This window comes from Qipengyuania pacifica (assembly GCF_019857205.1).
Lineage (GTDB): Bacteria > Pseudomonadota > Alphaproteobacteria > Sphingomonadales > Sphingomonadaceae > Qipengyuania > Qipengyuania pacifica.
This window is the reverse complement of record NZ_JAHWXO010000007.1, coordinates 65,809-81,710: the sequence shown is the minus strand read 5'-3', so window position 1 is coordinate 81,710 and position 15,902 is coordinate 65,809. Positions and strand designations below refer to the sequence as shown.

Annotated in this window: 14 protein-coding genes; 9 read left to right on the top strand and 5 right to left on the bottom strand. The window is 58.5% G+C overall.

The annotated features are described in order from the left end of the window. Positions 1-102 precede the first annotated feature (102 nt). Positions 103-1,713, top strand: a complete 1,611-nt coding sequence (locus KYK83_RS12120; RefSeq protein WP_346729466.1) for a CHASE domain-containing protein — start codon at positions 103-105, stop codon at positions 1,711-1,713. A 65-nt stretch (positions 1,714-1,778) separates the two neighbouring features. On the opposite strand, the gene KYK83_RS12115 is transcribed toward KYK83_RS12120, so the two are convergent. Further along, on the bottom strand, positions 1,779-2,570 hold the full coding sequence (locus KYK83_RS12115) for a response regulator (protein ID WP_103024502.1): 792 nt from the start codon (positions 2,568-2,570) through the stop codon (positions 1,779-1,781). Between the two features lie 239 nt (positions 2,571-2,809). On the opposite strand from KYK83_RS12115, the gene KYK83_RS12110 reads away from it, so the two are divergent. Then, a complete protein-coding gene (locus KYK83_RS12110; RefSeq protein WP_222828435.1) occupies positions 2,810-3,463 on the top strand; it encodes a Crp/Fnr family transcriptional regulator in 654 nt (217 codons plus the stop codon). 264 nt (positions 3,464-3,727) lie between these two features. After that, positions 3,728-4,399: a glutathione S-transferase family protein gene (locus KYK83_RS12105; RefSeq protein ID WP_103024504.1), complete on the top strand. Its 672-nt coding sequence runs from the start codon at positions 3,728-3,730 to the stop codon at positions 4,397-4,399. 44 nt (positions 4,400-4,443) lie between these two features. Here the strand turns inward: KYK83_RS12105 and mutM are convergent, their stop codons facing one another. Further along, positions 4,444-5,259 carry a bifunctional DNA-formamidopyrimidine glycosylase/DNA-(apurinic or apyrimidinic site) lyase gene (gene mutM / locus KYK83_RS12100; RefSeq protein WP_222828434.1) on the bottom strand — a complete coding sequence of 272 codons (816 nt, stop codon included), beginning with the start codon at positions 5,257-5,259 and terminating at the stop codon, positions 4,444-4,446. Between the two features lie 56 nt (positions 5,260-5,315). Between mutM and KYK83_RS12095 the strand changes: the two genes are divergently transcribed. From KYK83_RS12095 to KYK83_RS12080, 4 genes are read left to right on the top strand one after another with little or no spacing between them, the layout of a single operon-like run. Continuing rightward, positions 5,316-6,047 carry a class I SAM-dependent methyltransferase gene (locus KYK83_RS12095; RefSeq protein WP_222828433.1) on the top strand — a complete coding sequence of 244 codons (732 nt, stop codon included), beginning with the start codon at positions 5,316-5,318 and terminating at the stop codon, positions 6,045-6,047. Positions 6,048-6,051: 4 nt separating this feature from the next. Then, the gene (gene ubiB, locus KYK83_RS12090) at positions 6,052-7,620 is read left to right on the top strand and encodes a 2-polyprenylphenol 6-hydroxylase (RefSeq protein WP_222828432.1); all 1,569 of its coding nucleotides are present in this window, start codon (positions 6,052-6,054) and stop codon (positions 7,618-7,620) included. Next, complete coding sequence (locus tag KYK83_RS12085) at positions 7,587-8,720, top strand: hypothetical protein (protein WP_248284439.1); 1,134 nt, start codon at positions 7,587-7,589, stop codon at positions 8,718-8,720. Before ubiB ends, KYK83_RS12085 begins: the two co-directional genes overlap by 34 nt. Further along, on the top strand, positions 8,717-9,802 hold the full coding sequence (locus tag KYK83_RS12080; protein WP_222828431.1) for a hypothetical protein: 1,086 nt from the start codon (positions 8,717-8,719) through the stop codon (positions 9,800-9,802). Before KYK83_RS12085 ends, KYK83_RS12080 begins: the two co-directional genes overlap by 4 nt. Here the strand turns inward: KYK83_RS12080 and KYK83_RS12075 are convergent. After that, complete coding sequence (locus tag KYK83_RS12075; protein ID WP_222828430.1) at positions 9,765-10,154, bottom strand: hypothetical protein; 390 nt, start codon at positions 10,152-10,154, stop codon at positions 9,765-9,767. The genes KYK83_RS12080 and KYK83_RS12075 overlap by 38 nt on opposite strands. 185 nt (positions 10,155-10,339) lie before the next feature. Here KYK83_RS12075 and KYK83_RS12070 point away from each other — a divergent pair, with 185 nt between their 5' ends. Continuing rightward, positions 10,340-12,034, top strand: a complete 1,695-nt coding sequence (locus tag KYK83_RS12070; protein ID WP_222828429.1) for a bifunctional phosphopantothenoylcysteine decarboxylase/phosphopantothenate synthase — start codon at positions 10,340-10,342, stop codon at positions 12,032-12,034. 27 nt (positions 12,035-12,061) lie between these two features. On the opposite strand, the gene KYK83_RS12065 is transcribed toward KYK83_RS12070, so the two are convergent. Next, a complete protein-coding gene (locus tag KYK83_RS12065; protein WP_222828428.1) occupies positions 12,062-13,315 on the bottom strand; it encodes a capsule polysaccharide biogenesis protein in 1,254 nt (417 codons plus the stop codon). Positions 13,316-13,546: 231 nt separating this feature from the next. On the opposite strand from KYK83_RS12065, the gene KYK83_RS12060 reads away from it, so the two are divergent. Further along, positions 13,547-15,025 (top strand): LTA synthase family protein, encoded by a 1,479-nt coding sequence (locus KYK83_RS12060; protein ID WP_248284438.1) that lies wholly within the window; start codon positions 13,547-13,549, stop codon positions 15,023-15,025. A gap of 15 nt (positions 15,026-15,040) precedes the next feature. Here KYK83_RS12060 and KYK83_RS12055 read toward each other — a convergent pair whose 3' ends face one another. After that, positions 15,041-15,793 (bottom strand): SDR family NAD(P)-dependent oxidoreductase, encoded by a 753-nt coding sequence (locus tag KYK83_RS12055; RefSeq protein ID WP_346729465.1) that lies wholly within the window; start codon positions 15,791-15,793, stop codon positions 15,041-15,043. Positions 15,794-15,902 lie beyond the last annotated feature (109 nt).

The following is a 15,902-nucleotide window of genomic DNA, read 5'->3' as shown; positions in this document are numbered from 1 at the left end:
ATCGCCGGGTAAATCGTCAGGGGCAGGAAGCTGGTCACGGAAGAACTCCAACGCAAGGGTCGCCGCAGGCGTTGGCTGATCGATTATCCGCGCGGTATCCCGGTGCTGATATTCGTTCTCGTGACGGCGATAACAGTCCTCAGCGTGTTCTCCATCGAACGCGGTGAGGTCGAACGCGATGCGGCAGACGTATCGCGCAAGGCGCAGGCGATGACGTCGGCAATCGAGCGCCGTGCCTATACGAGCTCGGCATATTTACGAGCAGGGGCGGCCTTGTTTTCCACTCAGGCTGACGTGACCCCCGCGGTATTCCGCCGGTTTGTTTCCGAACTCAGGCTGGATTCCAATTACCGGGGTGCGGAAGGCATTGGATGGGCGCCCGTAGTCGCGGCCAGTCAGTTGCGGTCTTTCGAAGGACGGCTGAACGCCGAGCGTATCAGCGACAAGATGGTCAGGCCGACCCTGCAAGAGCAGCCTCGCGAAATCCTCACCCCGATCCTCTATATGCAGCCCGATACGGCGCGTAATCGCAGGGCGTTGGGATACGACATGTATTCGCAACCCGTTCGCCATACTGCGATGGATCTGGCAGCGGCCAATGATCGCCCCACGGCCAGCGGACCCGTCGTGCTGGTGCAGGAAGGCGGGGGCGATGCAGCCGGCTTTCTTATCTACATGCCGGTCTTCGAAGGTCTGAGCATAACGCGTAACCTCAAGGGCTTTATTTTCAGCCCATTCAATGCATCGCAATTCCTGGGATCGGCCGCAAATCTGGTCAGCTACGAATCTGTCGGTGCCCGGTTGAGGGATGGGGAGGCCCAAGGTGAGCCGATACTTGCGCAGAGCGATGGGTGGATCGATGGCCGCTCCGCTGTGACGCGCGAAGTCAGCCTGGCCAACCGGCGCATGTTGCTCGAGGTGCAGTCGACACGCGTTGAAGGCCTTTCTTCGATGTCGATGATCACCTTGCTGTTCGGTCTTGCCGTTGCCAGCCTGTTAATGCTGGTATCCCGCCTTCTGACACAGCAGACTCTGGAAGACCGCCGGGCGATCATCTGGTTCGAAGAGCAGAACTCCATTCGAAACTCGCTGACCCGCGAACTCAACCACAGGGTCAAGAACACACTCGCCAACGTCCTTTCGATTGTCTCTTTGACGAGGCGTCGGTCGGGAAGTCTGGATGAGTTCGCCGAAGGGCTCGATGGCCGCATCAGGGCTCTGTCGGCCACTCATGATCTTTTGACGCAATCGGAGTGGGGCACTACCCCGATCCGTTCTGTCGTCGATGTCGAACTTGCGCCCTATGCCCGCGACGAGGAACAGAAGCTGGAATTGATCGGCCCGCACACCGAACTTGCTCCAAACGATGCTCTTTCTCTCGGGTTGGCGATTCACGAGTTGGCGACCAATGCGGCGAAATATGGGTCGCTTAGCGTACCGGGCGGCTGCGTGACCGTGCGCTGGAGCCAGATGAACGAAACGCTGGCCAAGATTGAATGGGTGGAAAGTGGCGGCCCTTCCGTGTCGAAACCCATGCGCCGCGGCTTTGGGACCGACCTTATCGAGAAGATTGTGGCGCACGAACTGAGGCATCCGGTTGAGCTCGATTTCGCTCCGGAAGGCGTACGCTGCACCTTGCTGGTGCCAGTTCGCAAGCCGAGCGAGTTCGAATTGCGGAAGAAGGGGCCCAGCGGTCGCGGCCGCGGTCACTAAAACAAGACATTAAAAAAACCCGGGCCGAAGCCCGGGTTTATCATTTCATATTGTTTCCGCTCGGCTCAGCCGAGCGGGCGGCTCGATCCGAAGAACAGTGCCTGGCTGATGGCAGCCCGTACTGTCTGTTCCTGGAACGGCTTGGTCACCAGATACGTCGGTTCCGGACGGTCTCCGGTCAGGAGGCGTTCCGGGTAGGCCGTGATGAAGATCACGGGGACGCTGCTGATCGCAAGGATATCGTCGACTGCGTCGAGGCCCGACGAGCCGTCTGCCAACTGAATGTCGGCAAGGACGAGACCTGGTGTCTTTTCCGCGACAACTTCCTGCGCCTGCGTACGCGTGGCGGCAGTGCCGCAGACTTCGTGGCCAAGTGAGGTCACGAGATCTTCCAATTGCATCGAGATCAGGGGTTCGTCTTCGATGATCAGAACGCTGGTCGCGGATTCCTTGTCGATCTCCGAGATGGCTTCCTGCGCCAGCTGCTCGATATCCTCGGGCGACATGTCCATGATTTCACCGGCCTGGTCGGACGAGAAATCTTCGAGTGTCGTCAGAAGCAACGCCTGCCGATTGAGCGGTGTGACCGACTTGAGCCGGTGCTGGGCCGCATCTTCGTGCCCGTCGCCACCAACGGTTTCAGGCACATCAAGGTAGGCGCTCGACCAGACCTTGTTGAATGCGCGATAGAGGGGCACGCGGCCACCTTCGAGCGATTGTTTGAGTTCACTGTCGGCCAATGCGGCTTCGAGCGTGGCACGGACGAACGCGTCTCCCGTGGCCTGTGAGCCGGTCAACGCGCGCGCATAGCGGCGCAGATACGGCAAGTTACGAGCAATCTGATCACCTAGTGACATTTAGACCCCTTCCTTAAGGTGCGCGCTTCTAACGTCCCGAAACCGCTTAGGTTCCGAGCTGCGGGGTCGCAACCCGCGGTTTGACAAGCGCGCTTTTCCCAGCGCATGCGCACGCCGAAATATCGTTAAACGGGGAAACGATTGTCTTGCACGAAGTAACCGATCCCATTCCGTGTGCTGCATGCCCATTGCAATCCTGTCCGGGGCTGCGGCCGCTGGACGAAACGCAGCTTTCCTACATGCAGGAATTCAAGGCCGGCGAGATTAGGCTTGATCGGGGCGACGTGCTGATCGACGAAGGGGCTTCTTACGATCGCCTGTACACGCTTCTCGAAGGGGTGCTGATCCGATCGCAATCGCTCGAGGACGGGCGACGTCAGATATTGAACTTCATGTTTCCGGGGGATCTGATCGGTCTTCAGGGAGCATTCGACGAGCCGTCGAGCCACACCATCGAAGCGCTGATCGACGCCCACCTATGTCGGTTCAAGCGTGGCGACTTCGCAGGTTTCGTCTCGAAGAATCCTGGTCTGGCATACGACATCACGTGGCTGGCCGCGAAGGAGGAGACCGCTCTTGAGGGGCATATTCTGTCGCTTGGGCAACGCAACGCACGCGAACGCGTCACTTACCTTGCGGTTTGGCTTATCGATCGGGCGCAATCCACGTGCCTGGCAGATGAAAGCAACGTTCTCGCGTTGCCGATTACGCAGTCGCAAATTGCAGATATGCTTGGTCTATCTCTTGTCCATACCAACCGAACATTGCGCCAGTTGCAGCGCGAAGGGCTGGTGGAATGGAAGTCGCGAAAAATCCATGTACCTGATCTTGCGAAGGCGGCTGATTTCGCACAGTTTGATCGCTCTCGTGAAAAGAGCAGGCCGTTCTTATGACTGGCATTTTCGGCAGCTAAAAAAATTCATTGCGGCCGGGAACTCTACTTGAGAAGGCGCGTATTCCCTATGTCACCGCCGAGACCCCCCCTCCCGTCCAAGCGGCTGGTGATACGATCCCGAAAGGCCCCCGTTGAAATCAACGGGGGCCTTTTTTTCTAATTCCAAGTCAATAATCGTGGTCCGTCGGAAATCTTAAAAGTTACCCGAGCATTCCTGCGCTAGTAGACGCGCCCCCTAAGCTTGTGCCAAGGCAAATAACCCATGTGGCAGCTATACCAATTTCCTCTTTGTCCCTTCAGCCGCAAACTGCGCTTGCTGATGGGCGAAAAGAACGTTGCCTACGAACTGGTTCGGGAAAATCCATGGGAAGGGCGAGACGAATTCTGGCACCTAAACCCTGCCGGGCGTACACCTGTTCTGCATGATGCGGGGCGGGGTACCGCGCTATCGGATAGTCAGGCTATCTGCGAATATCTTGAAGAAACGGTAGATCGTAATCCGATGATCAACGGGTCGGCTCTGCAGCGTGCGGAAATTCGCAGGCTGGTCGCGCTGTTCGATGATAATTTTTACGCCGATGTGACCGAACCTGCTCTTCACGAAAAGATGAAGAAACGCATAGTCTTGCGCCAGTCCCCAGATGCGCAGGTTTTGCGCCAGCTCGGCCGGATGCTGCACGGACATCTCGATTACATCGATTGGCTGGTCGACACGCGGCAGTGGCTTGCAGGACCCCAGCTAAGTCTGGCCGATCTAACATGCGCCGCACATCTTTCGGTCGTCGAATATCTGGGCGCGATCGACTGGAAAGGACACGAGCAGACCCAAGGCTGGTATATGGTCGTGAAAAGCCGTCCCAGCTTCAGGCCGCTGCTAAGTGAAAAGATGGAAGGCATACCGCCCCCTCGCGAATACGCTTCGCTGGATTTATAGGACGCGGGCGACTCGGTCGTCGGGGCTGACGCCGAGCAGAGCGGCTACTTTTGGCAGACTGGGCAGAACCACGTACTTCGCCCACCCTGTACGATACGCCGGATCGTGCCGCCATCTTCATGATGGCAGACTTGCCTCTCTCGCCCGTAAACATGAAAGCGCGTGGCAAAATAGCCAAGATTGCCATCGGGTTGCGCAAAATCGCGTAAGGTGGAGCCGCCGTCGCGGATTGATCGTTCCAGCACATCCTTGATCGCCGGCACAAGACGGCGCAATTGCGGCATGGTGACCTTGCCCCCCGCTTTGCGGGGGTTGACCCCCGCCTGCCATAAAGCTTCACAAACATAGATATTACCGAGTCCCGCGACGACACGCTGGTCGAGTAGAAGCAGCTTAATGGCCTGTTTGCGTGCGCGCGTGGCTTCCCGCAGATGCTCAGGTGTAAGCATTTCACCCAGCGGTTCAGGTCCAAGCGCGGCAAAAGGTGGCCACAGGTCGAGCTCTGGCGCTAGCAGGAGGTCAACCGAACCGAACCGGCGGGGGTCGTTGAGGGCAAACACATGATCGCGCGTCGCCAGAACGAGGTGGTCATGCTTGTCGGCTTCTTCGGGATCGATCCGCCAGCGGCCGCTCATGCCGAGGTGAAACACCAGCGTTTGGTCGCGATCGGTGTGAAGCAAGCCGTATTTGGCCCGTCGCGAGAGGCCGGAAATCGTCGCTCCTGTCATCGCCTGAACCAATCCGGGTGGGAAGGGGCGGCGCATATCGGGCCGGTTTACCCGGACACTGACGATCTGTTCGCCATCTAGAAAACGGGCGAGCCCACGCAGTGTGGTTTCGACTTCAGGTAGCTCCGGCATGTCGTGCGCTCTAACACTCTTTGCCCGGCACACAATTACCCCTAAGGCACCCAGCCATGAATGATACCGTTTCCTTCGGCTACGAAGACATCGATGCGTCCGAAAAAACCGGCCGCGTAGGCGAAGTCTTTTCGAACGTCGCCTCAAAATACGACATCATGAACGATGCAATGTCAGGCGGCATGCACCGTCTATGGAAAAACCGCTTCGTTGCTCGTGTGAAGCCTCAGCATGGCGAAACGATACTCGACATGGCTGGGGGGACTGGCGACATCGCTTTCCGCATGGCGGACCATGGCGCCAGCGTCACGGTGTCGGACATCAACCAGAATATGCTCGATGTCGGCCTTGAACGTGCCGTAGAGCGCGGGATCGACGGTCTGGTGTGGAGCCGCCAGAATGCCGAAGAGCTGAGCTTTTCCAATCGCATCTTCGATGCCTACACTATCGCGTTCGGTATCCGGAACGTGACGCATATCGAAAAGGCCCTGAGCGAGGCGCATCGTGTGCTGAAATTTGGCGGGCGGTTCTACTGTCTGGAATTTTCCAGCGTTGAATGGCCCGGCTTCAAAGAAGCCTATGATCTCTATTCGCACAAGCTGGTGCCACAGATCGGCAAGGCCATTGCTGGCGACGAGGATAGCTATCGTTATCTGATCGAATCGATCCGGCGCTTTCCGAACATGGCCGATTTCGAACGTAGGATTCGCTCTGCAGGTTTCGAAAACACGCGCGTGGAACCGATCATGGGCGGTTTGGTCGCCATCCATTCGGGATGGAAAGTCTGACCTGGTGACGCGACCAGCAACGCATATCTGGCGGCTCTTCAAGTGGGGCATCACCCTTGCGCGACACCGCGCACTGGTAGGGATCGAACACGATCCCAACGCACCCGGTCCCGTACGCCGCATGGCGAAGCTCGCCCGTTGGGTGGCTTTCACAGGCACCAGTGGGGAGCGCGATTACGCGGGGGCTTTCCGGGACATTGGGCCTGCCGCCATCAAGTTGGGCCAGACCCTCGCCACGCGGCCAGATCTTGTTGGTGAAGAGCCGGCACGCAATTTGCTGAAATTGCAGGACGATCTGCCGCCAGTGCCCTTCGAAAAGATCAGGGCAAGCATCGAAGCCAGTTTCGAGCAACCGCTCGAAGCTCTCTGGTCGGAATTCGATCCGGTGCCGATCGGCGCAGCCTCCATCGCCCAGGTGCACCGCGCAACGACGACCGACGGCAGGCAGGTTGCCGTAAAGGTCCTGCGGCCCGGCGTTCGCGAACGGTTCGCGCGTGACATAGATACCTATGAATGGGCGGCCGCCCATCTGGAGAGTTTCGGTGTGGAAGCTGCCCGCCTTCGCCCCAGGCTCGTCATTGCCAACTTCAAGCGCTGGACCAATCGGGAACTCGATTTGCGGCGCGAAGCAGCCAGCGCTTCTGAACTCGCCGAGCACATGGTCGGGACGGAAGGATACGAAATTCCGGGCATCGACTGGGATCGTACCAATGGGCGTGTGATGACCGTCGACTGGATCGATGGCATTAAAATCAGCAATACCGAAGCGCTGAAGGCCGCCGGCCACGATACCGAGGAAATAGCCAGCAGGCTTGTCCTCGCTTTCCTGAAACAGGCCATCGCCGCCGGGTTCTTTCATGCCGACATGCACCAAGGGAATCTGTTCGTGAAAGCGGATGGGACCATCGCTGCCATCGATTTCGGCATCATGGGTCGGATCGATCGACGCGCGCGCATGTGGCTCGCGGAAATTCTCTATGGGTTGACCACCGGCAACTATCGCCGCGTTGCGGAGATTCACTTCGAGGCGCAATATGTCCCAAGCTATCACAACGTGGACGAGTTCGCGACCGCGTTGAGGGCTGTTGGCGAGCCGATGCGCGGTAAACCGGTTAGTGAGCTTTCCGTTGGCCAGATGCTCGACGGGCTGTTCGCGATTACGCGTGATTTCGACATGCAGACGCAGCCACATCTTCTGCTCTTGCAAAAGACCATGGTCATGGTCGAAGGCATTGCCACGCAACTCAATCCCAAAATCAACATGTGGGATGTCAGCGCGCCATACGTTCGCAGTTGGATCCGCGATGAACTGGGTCCGGAAGCAGCCATTGCCGATCGCATCCGCGAAGACACCCAGACTTTGCTGCGCATCCCAGAACTCGTTCGCAGGATCGAGGATAGATTCCCGCCCAAGGGCGGCGCGCCGGAGCTACCGCCCCTGCCCGATGTCGAATTGATGTGGGAAAGACGGCGCCGCACCGAAGCAGGTCGCGGCTGGATGGGCTATACGATAGCAGCGGTGGCAGGGGGTCTCGCAGTATGGGCAGCGATAATGCAGGGCTGGATCAACTAAAGGCGGCGCCGTGGGATCGCTTCGCCGGCTGGGACAGGTGGCCCGCACGTATACTGCTGTTGGTCGTGGCAGCGCTTCTTGTTCTTGCCGCTATCGCGCCTCTCAGCGCGAGTTTGGATGGAAAGCCATCGGAAGTTCCATCGCTCATCGGCGATGGGCCGCCGGACGGACAGACTGAATCCGAGCGTGACGAGGATCTTGCGTTCTACGACCGTGTGATCGAGCGGATCGGCCACGGCGAAAACTATTACGACTTCATCGTGGAAGAGCAACGCGCGCGCGATTACCCGGTGCGACCGGGTCTCGCCGTGCGTCTGCCGACGCTCGCCTGGATCCATGCCTCGCTGGGCGAGCCTGCAATGATTGCCCTTGCGATCGCTCTGCTCTTCGCATGCATCTGGGCATGGTGGAACCGATTGGGCGAGGAGCCTGGCGGTGTGCGCTTCCGCCTGCTCGGCACGGCGCTGATGGCAATGGGCGGTTCGCTCGGCCTCAATCGGTCTTTCTTCGTGTTGCATGAGCTTTGGGCGGGGATGCTGATCGCCCTGGCGTTCGGTCTTCATCGACCGGGGCGTTGGGGTGCGGCGCTCGTTGTCGCTGCGCTGGCGCTGGCATTGCGAGAACTGGTTTTGCCCTTCGTATTGTTGATGGCGGCGATGGCGGCGTGGCGCAAGGATTGGCGCGAAGCAACGGCTTGGATCATGCTGGTTGCTGTATTCGCAGCGATCATGGCTTGGCATCTGTCGTTGATAGCTGTGCAGGAGGTGCCTTCCGATCCAGTCGGGCCGGACTGGCTTGTCCTGCGCGGCCTTTCCGGATGGCTCGGGAATATCGTTCTGAGTTCAAACCTGCGTTTGCTTCCGCATGAACTGGCCAGTCCTGTAGTGATACTGATGGCGTTGGGTTGGGCCGGATGGAAATCGTCCGCTGGCACGACGGGTACCTTTTTGTATCTGGGCTACGGTCTCGCATTCATGCTCGCGGGCAGGGCAAACAACTTCTACTGGGGCGCAGTCGTCGCACCGGCGATGTTCATCGGCCTGGCTTTTCTGCCTATGGCGCTACCCTCACTGGTCCGTGCGGCGCGAGGGAACGCATGAATTTGCCCGATCGTCCCCTCGCGGTTTTACCACGCTGGGGCGCAGCAGCGCTTCTGATTGCGACGATCCTTGCGTGCGTATGGAACGTGTTCGCGCTGGAAGCGCACAATTCTGCGCATGAGGCAGATATAGAGCATAGGCTCGCACTTGGCGAGCGTGTCGATATGGACCTCTATCGCGCTATCGACGCTCGGGTCGCGGCGGGCGAGAATTATTACGAAGCGGCGGCTAAAGAACACCGTGAGTTCGGCATGCCGACCAGCCCTTTCGTTACGATAAGAACTCCTGTTCTGGCTTGGACAAGTGCGCTGTGGGGTAGCGACGGGTGGCGCGCAATCGCAGCATTTATGTGGGGCGCCAACGTTCTTGCCTGGTATGCGGCTTTGCGCGGCAGGGGTCGCGTGGAAGCAGCTGTCGGCGCGGGATTGGCAGCATTGTTCGGAATGGTCGCATTCATCCCGGACATCCCTTTCAGTCACGAACTCCTTGCCGGCCTGATGTTATCGCTCGCACTTGCCCTATCGGTGGGCCGTTTGTGGATCAGCGGTCTAATCCTTGCAGGATGCGCCATTGCGCTGCGCGAACTGGCGTTGCCGTTTCTCCTTGCGTGGGGCAGCGCTGCATTACTGGCTGGCGAACGCGCGAAAGTCTTCTCTATCTGCGGAACGCTGATGATAATTGCCTTGGGACTTGCGCTTCATGCGTTCACCGTTGCCGGTATACGTGAACCCGGGGACCTTGTCTCTCCGGGGTGGAGCGGAATGGTCGGGCCGGCGCTCGCTTTGTACGGCATACATGTCACAACATTGCTGCAAACATTACCAGTCTGGCTGGCAGGTCCGCTCGGTGTGCTGCCGCTGCCGGGCTGGTTGGCCGTAGGCGGAAGGCTGGGGGTTTTCGCCAGCGCCTGGTTTGCCGGTTTCATCGCTGCCGTTGCCATCTTTGCGCGGCAGGAAAACTTTTACTGGATGGGACTTTTCGTCCCCGCATATGGGGTAGGCCTGGCCTTCGCGCCGCGTGCAGTGACCGATCTATTTCTTGCCATCAGGTCCGCGTCGTCGGCCACCCCCACGCACGCATAGCGATCATGATGACAATGCAGTGAAGCGCCTCGACGCTCATCGGGACCATCCAACCTTGGTAGGGTCCCTCAACGACCAGATTGATTATGCGCCCAATCAGAGCGATGCCGAACAGTCCGAGAGCAGGTAATAGGACATCGCCCCGCCGCTTCCAGCCACCCCATGCAAGTGACAGTGCCGTCACGTAGAAGAATGCGGTCATGTCGCCCCTGAGGGTAGATTCTCCATGCATCGAAACGATGGCAAGGCCGAAATCTGCGCCCGAACTGCCAGGGTCGATCAGAAAGCCGGTACCAATCACCAGATCGAGTATTGCCAGTGCAAGCAGGATCGCGCTCAGGATGACATGCATGAAGACCTCCCCGTTTTCTCTTTTTTCACCATGTGACGTTAGGGTGAATATTGAAAAACGCCAGTGCTGAACGCTGGCATTGATGTACGGGGGGCGCTAGCAAGCGCATCAATGGCTTTAAGGGAATGCATTCGCCGGTTCGAGTGGCAACGCACGGACATGATGCAAGCGCAGGAACGCCTCGCATGAGCGGGCCGCGAATCCTGCTCGTCATCGGTGGCGGCATTGCAGCTTACAAATCCTGCGAACTCGTCCGCCTGATCCGCAAGGCTGGCGGCTCCGTCACCTGTGTATTGACGCAAGGCGGCCAGCAGTTCGTTACGCCTATGGCGCTGGCCGCTCTTAGTGAGAGCAAGGTTTATACATCGCTTTTCGACCTCAAGGACGAGGTGGAAATGGGCCATATCCAACTCAGTCGCGAAGCCGATCTCGTGGTCGTTTGCCCGGCCACAGCGGACCTGCTTGCCAAGATGGCGGCCGGCATTGCCGATGATCTTGCGACCACACTCATCCTCGCCACCGATAAACCGGTTCTTGCTGTTCCGGCCATGAATGTGAAGATGTGGGAGCATTCGGCAACGCAGCGAAACGCAGATTGGTTACGCCAGGCCGGCGTTGCAGTTATGGATCCGGACGAGGGGCCAATGGCTTGTGGCGAATTCGGCCCCGGGCGCATGCCCGAGCCGCCCGCGATCCTTGCGCGCATCGGTCAGGAACTCGACCTCGATATAGAGGTGCCCGAACTGGCTGTATTCAAGCAGGCACAGCTTTCGGCTCCCGCGGTCCGGGAAGAAATCGAATACGATCTGGACGAACCGCTCGAGCCAGAAGACGAAGAGGAAGTCGTAAAAAGTGGCGGTGGCCTTGGGGGCCTCTTGTCGATGATAATTCCCCGTTCGACTACACAACGCAGCCATGAGCAGATCGAAGCGGAATTGGACGATCTGCCCGAGCCCGACATGCTCGGAGCTGAAAGTCTTGGTGAAGTGAAAGAGCCGATCGCGGATAGCGGTCCGCTTCTGGCCAGCAAAGGGAAGGCATCTTCCGCACCACCGACTGATCCTGCTGCGCTCAATCACGAAGTGGCACGGCAGGACATGCGCGCCATGCCGCAACCGGGCGTTGAGGAAGCACAGACGTCGGGTATTGCTTTTGAAGATTCGCCGCTTGCCGGTCAGGCAGAGTTCGACCCCGATCCCGATCACCGACCTCTGTTTGGTAAACACGTTCTGGTGACTGCCGGTCCCACGCGCGAACCTATCGATCCGGTCCGTTACATTGCCAATCGGTCCAGCGGTAAACAGGGATTCGCCATCGCTGCAATGTCTGCCGCGGCCGGTGCGCGTGTCACGCTGGTCGCAGGCCCGGTACATTTGCCCACGCCGGTCGGGGTCGATCGCATCGACGTGGAAACTGCGGACGACATGGCAGAAGAAGTGCGCCGCGCACTTCCGGTAGACGTGGCTTTCATGGTGGCTGCAGTTGCCGACTGGAAAAGTCGGCATGTGGCAGGAGAAAAAATGAAAAAGCGCGGCTCTGCCCCGCCTGCGCTGATCTTGGCAGAAAACCCGGATATTCTGGCCAGTACGGCGGCCGGTCGTAAACGACCTGCACTTTTGATCGGGTTCGCCGCCGAAACCGAGAACGTAGTCGAAAACGCCAAGTCCAAGCGCAAACGCAAGGGCGCCGACTGGATCATCGCAAACAATGTTTCAGGCGCAGAAGGGGATAGTGTGATGGGCGGTGACCTTAATCAGGTGCACATAGTCACGTCTAACGGGGTCGAAAGCTTACCCGAGATGCCGAAGCAGGATGTGGCGCGCGAACTTGTGCGCCGCGCGGCAGCCGCACTTTTCCCCGTAGAGGACGACGCTGACTGACCCAAAGATTCTCAGGCCGTTGGCCTGCTATTCGGGCAGCAATCCTTTGCCCTCGAACCGGGCAACGGCATGGCGTACGACCTTGTCCAACGCCTCCTCGGAGAAGAAGCCGCCCGGAATCAGGCAGCGCTCGATCAGGACACGGCGAAATGCACCGAATGTTTCCATGTCGGGCGCGCTCGCTTCGCGCCAGAACCGGTCAATCCCATCCTGAAAGGTGATATCGGGAATGTCGTAAACGGCATGCCCCAGCGCAATGACCGGGACTCCCTTGGCCAGCGCCAACGTGCCGCTCGTGCTGTTGATGGTGACCATCCCCTTCGCTCGCTCGGCTACCGGCACGATGTCGCCCCAGGCCATATAATCCACCCGGTCGGACACGCCGAGCAAGGCAGCGATCGAACTGGTCTCTTCAAGCCAGTCGAACACCCCGTTATCCAGCGGGTGTTCCTTGACTACGAGGCGCGCGTCCTTGGGCGCATGCTTGGCAAAGGATCGAATGACCAACATCAGTGCGTCGGTCATGCTCGCAAATGGGGAATGCAGACGAATCTGGGCATCGGAAGCAAGCTGCAACGGGAAAAGGAAGTACGGTGCCTCGGAAGTCAGCAATCTTTCCGTCAGTGCTACAGCCTCCTTGCGTCGATCTTTCCCGCGAGTGAGCTTGCGAGCCCATCCCATACCCTCGATAACGGGGTGCCAGGGGCGATGATTGGCCCAATGCGGATAGTACCAGCGGCTGAAAATGTCGGCGACGTTGAATAGAAGTCCTTCCGTGGCCCGACGACGAAAGGATGACGGCACTTGGCGATGTTCAGGGACAGGCGGCAACTCTGCAGCAATCTGCCGATACCAGGCCGGATCGCGCGGCAGGGACGAATGCCCGTTTACACCACCCAGTTCCAGAGTGACCCAGTCCGGACGGATGTAACCTTCTTCGAACACGTGAACCGGAACGTCCAGTTCCCGGCATACCGCGGTGGCAACCAGATGATGGGGGCGGCAATCGCCGAACAGGACAACGTCGGTGACCCCTTTCTCAGCGATGATAGTCCGTAGCGTATCTGGCCATTCGTCAAGCGACTTGCGATATTCGATACCACCCGGAAGTCGCCAGAAGAGCCGGTCGCCACCGTTGAAATTGACCTTATAGACTTTGTGGCCGGATTTGATGAGCTGTTGACCAAGGCGGCGAAATACCCGGCCCATCAAGCCTTGCAGCAAAAGTACCGTTCGCGGAGAATCCGGCTTTCGGTCCTCATCCGGTTCGCGCGCCGTCATTGGTTCGGGCTCATTGCCTGAGCCACTTGCATGGTGGGCATCACCATTGAAATGTTTGAAATTCTGAACAACCACTACCGTCAATCCTTGCGCCCCTTCATAGGACACTTGGTGTGAAACGCGACGCTTATCGGACTGGTTATGAACATGAACAGGCTAGAGTCTTGAAACTGACATCTCATGAATTGTCACTTGCGTTCACTCGCCCTAACCGGATGGCGTGAGTTTGGCATGATGCATCTCGTGGTTTCCCTGTTAGTGGTCGCACCTGTCGCACTGCTGGTCGATATTTGTGCGCGTCCAAGAAGCGTAAAACGCCTGCGCTCTGCTCAAGGCTCCTTCCTGCTGGTCCAGATTGCTTTGTTCATCTTCGGCATTCTGCTTTTTGTAAGCGGTAATGCTGTTTTGGCAGCAGTCCTCGTTCTGGCGGTAAATCTTCTGTTCGTAGTCGCTTCCAATGCAAAGAACGACATGCTGGGCGAACCCTTGTTATTTTCCGATCTGGCCTTGATCGGTGCGGTGTTCAGGCATCCACAGTTCTATCTCTCTGCTCTGGAGCGATCTCAAAAACTACTCGGCCTTGTCGCTCTGGCCGTGCTCGTTGCGGCGTTCGTTTGGTTGTTCGAAGCAAATCTGGTCACTCGACTGATTGGCTTGGGTATCAGTCTGACTACCGTCATTCTCATGCGCATCTCTCTGGAGACGAAGACCTTTAAAGCGCTGGCATCAGAGCCCGATGCGGATGCAGATGTTGCCAAGCTTGGGCTTGCGAGCACCTTGTTGTTGTATTGGATTCGGTGGCGAGGCGATGCCGAAAAAGGCATGTCGTCGGCAACGGACCCATACGTTTCGGACTTGATAGATGCCTCGGAATGCTCACCCAACGCCGAACCCGAGATCATCGTCGTGATCCAGTGCGAATCCTTCGCCAATCCGATCGAACTGTTCGGAAAACGGGGTGTCGAACTGTCAAACCTCAAAGCTGCAAAAATGGATGCGGTCCTTTGGGGGAACCTGTTGGTTAGCGGGTTCGGAGCTTACACCATGCGAACCGAATATGGGGTTCTATTCGGGCGCGAGGAAGATGACTTAGGCTTTCGCCGCTACGATCCGTATTTGACGGCATTGAAGGATGGCGCGCTGGCGCTACCAAACAGATTGGGGGGCGATCGGTGGCGGAGCGTGTTCGTGCATCCTCACGACATGCGTTTCTACAGCCGCCACCGGATACTTCCTGAGGCTGGGTTCTCCCAATTGATCGATGACAGCGCGTTCGATCGGCCTTCATCCGGCGACGGTCGCTACATTTCGGATGCAGCGCTCGCGGCAAAAATACTGGAGGTTGCTCGGATCGCGACGGAGCGGACTTTCATTTACGCGGTGACGATCGAAAACCACGGTCCATGGTCGAGCGAGGGAGAGCCACTCGTCGCCCACTATAATCGGTTGGTGCAAGCCGGGGATTCCATGCTCGGCCAATTGCGCGATGGCATCGCTGAGTTGGGAAAGCCGGCGCTCTTGGCCTTTTTTGGAGATCACCGCCCAAGCATACCGGGGGCAAGCATGCCGGGCGGCGATCGACATACCCCATATGCGGTCCTGCGCTTCGACGCCGCTGGAAGCGTCATTCCAGGCGGCAACAAACGCAAAGACCTCACGCCTGCCCAGTTGCATCACGCGATCCTGTCACTGGGCAAACAATCGCGGTAAAAGGGTTAGGCCAACTCAGGGTCGGAGCTTGGCTAAAAGCCGATCGCGAAGGCTTGCGGGCAACAGTGCGTCCACCATCCGCAGAGCCGAGAATTGCCAAGGCGTCACGTAATGGCGCTTACCCTGTCTGCCCGCTTCGATGATGCGCTTCGCAGCCTCTTCCACGCTTAATTCAATCGGCCGGCTTGATGAGGCATTGCGAGTGGAAGGAGTGTCGATGAACCCGGGGGCTGCCAGGGTCACGCTCACGCCGTACGGCTCGACGGCAATGCGCAACGCGTCCGTAAAGCGTGCCAATCCCGCCTTCGATCCGGAATAGCCCGCAGCAAATGGCAGAGAGTGATGACCCGCCGCGGAGCCGATCACCACTATCCGGCCATGACCGCGCTCGGCCATTCTTCCCGCGATGGCTGCCGCCATTGCAGCAGGTGTGGCAAAATTTACCTGGGCTGCGCGAAGGACCAGCTCGGGATTTTCGACCAGATCGCCCTTGGCGCGCGTATCGCCGATGCCAGCGACGAGATAGGCCAGATCGAATGGTGCTTCCTTGTCCTGGCTCAGCACGGCATCGATGGCCGCCTGTCCGTCCGTGAGGTCGAAGCAGAACGCCTGCGCTTCTGCCCCTGCATGGCTGACCTTTTCGGCTATCAGGCCGAGTCTCGTCCGGTCGCGCCCCCAAAGGCTAAGGTGTACCCCCGGCGCTGCATGCAGTGATGCCAGCGCTCCACCGAGCGCTCCCGAGGCGCCGGTGCACAGAATTCTGGTCACGGATGCATCTTTCGTCATTTCGTGACCCTTGTGCCACATTGGAGTATCCTCAAATCCTCAATTAGCTGCGTTTCACCGCTTGTTTGTTGACAATCGGGTGCCTTTTCTA

Coding starts and splice junctions, on each gene's coding strand:
- KYK83_RS12115 (WP_103024502.1), bottom strand. CDS start 2,570: ATGTCACTAGGTGATCAGATTGCTCGTAACTTGCCGTATCTGCGCCGC.
- KYK83_RS12110 (WP_222828435.1), top strand. CDS start 2,810: ATGCAGGAATTCAAGGCCGGCGAGATTAGGCTTGATCGGGGCGACGTG.
- KYK83_RS12105 (WP_103024504.1), top strand. CDS start 3,728: ATGTGGCAGCTATACCAATTTCCTCTTTGTCCCTTCAGCCGCAAACTG.
- mutM (WP_222828434.1), bottom strand. CDS start 5,259: ATGCCGGAGCTACCTGAAGTCGAAACCACACTGCGTGGGCTCGCCCGT.
- KYK83_RS12095 (WP_222828433.1), top strand. CDS start 5,316: ATGAATGATACCGTTTCCTTCGGCTACGAAGACATCGATGCGTCCGAA.
- KYK83_RS12085 (WP_248284439.1), top strand. CDS start 7,587: ATGGGCAGCGATAATGCAGGGCTGGATCAACTAAAGGCGGCGCCGTGG.
- KYK83_RS12080 (WP_222828431.1), top strand. CDS start 8,717: ATGAATTTGCCCGATCGTCCCCTCGCGGTTTTACCACGCTGGGGCGCA.
- KYK83_RS12075 (WP_222828430.1), bottom strand. CDS start 10,154: ATGCATGTCATCCTGAGCGCGATCCTGCTTGCACTGGCAATACTCGAT.
- KYK83_RS12070 (WP_222828429.1), top strand. CDS start 10,340: ATGAGCGGGCCGCGAATCCTGCTCGTCATCGGTGGCGGCATTGCAGCT.
- KYK83_RS12065 (WP_222828428.1), bottom strand. CDS start 13,315: ATGACGGCGCGCGAACCGGATGAGGACCGAAAGCCGGATTCTCCGCGA.
- KYK83_RS12060 (WP_248284438.1), top strand. CDS start 13,547: ATGATGCATCTCGTGGTTTCCCTGTTAGTGGTCGCACCTGTCGCACTG.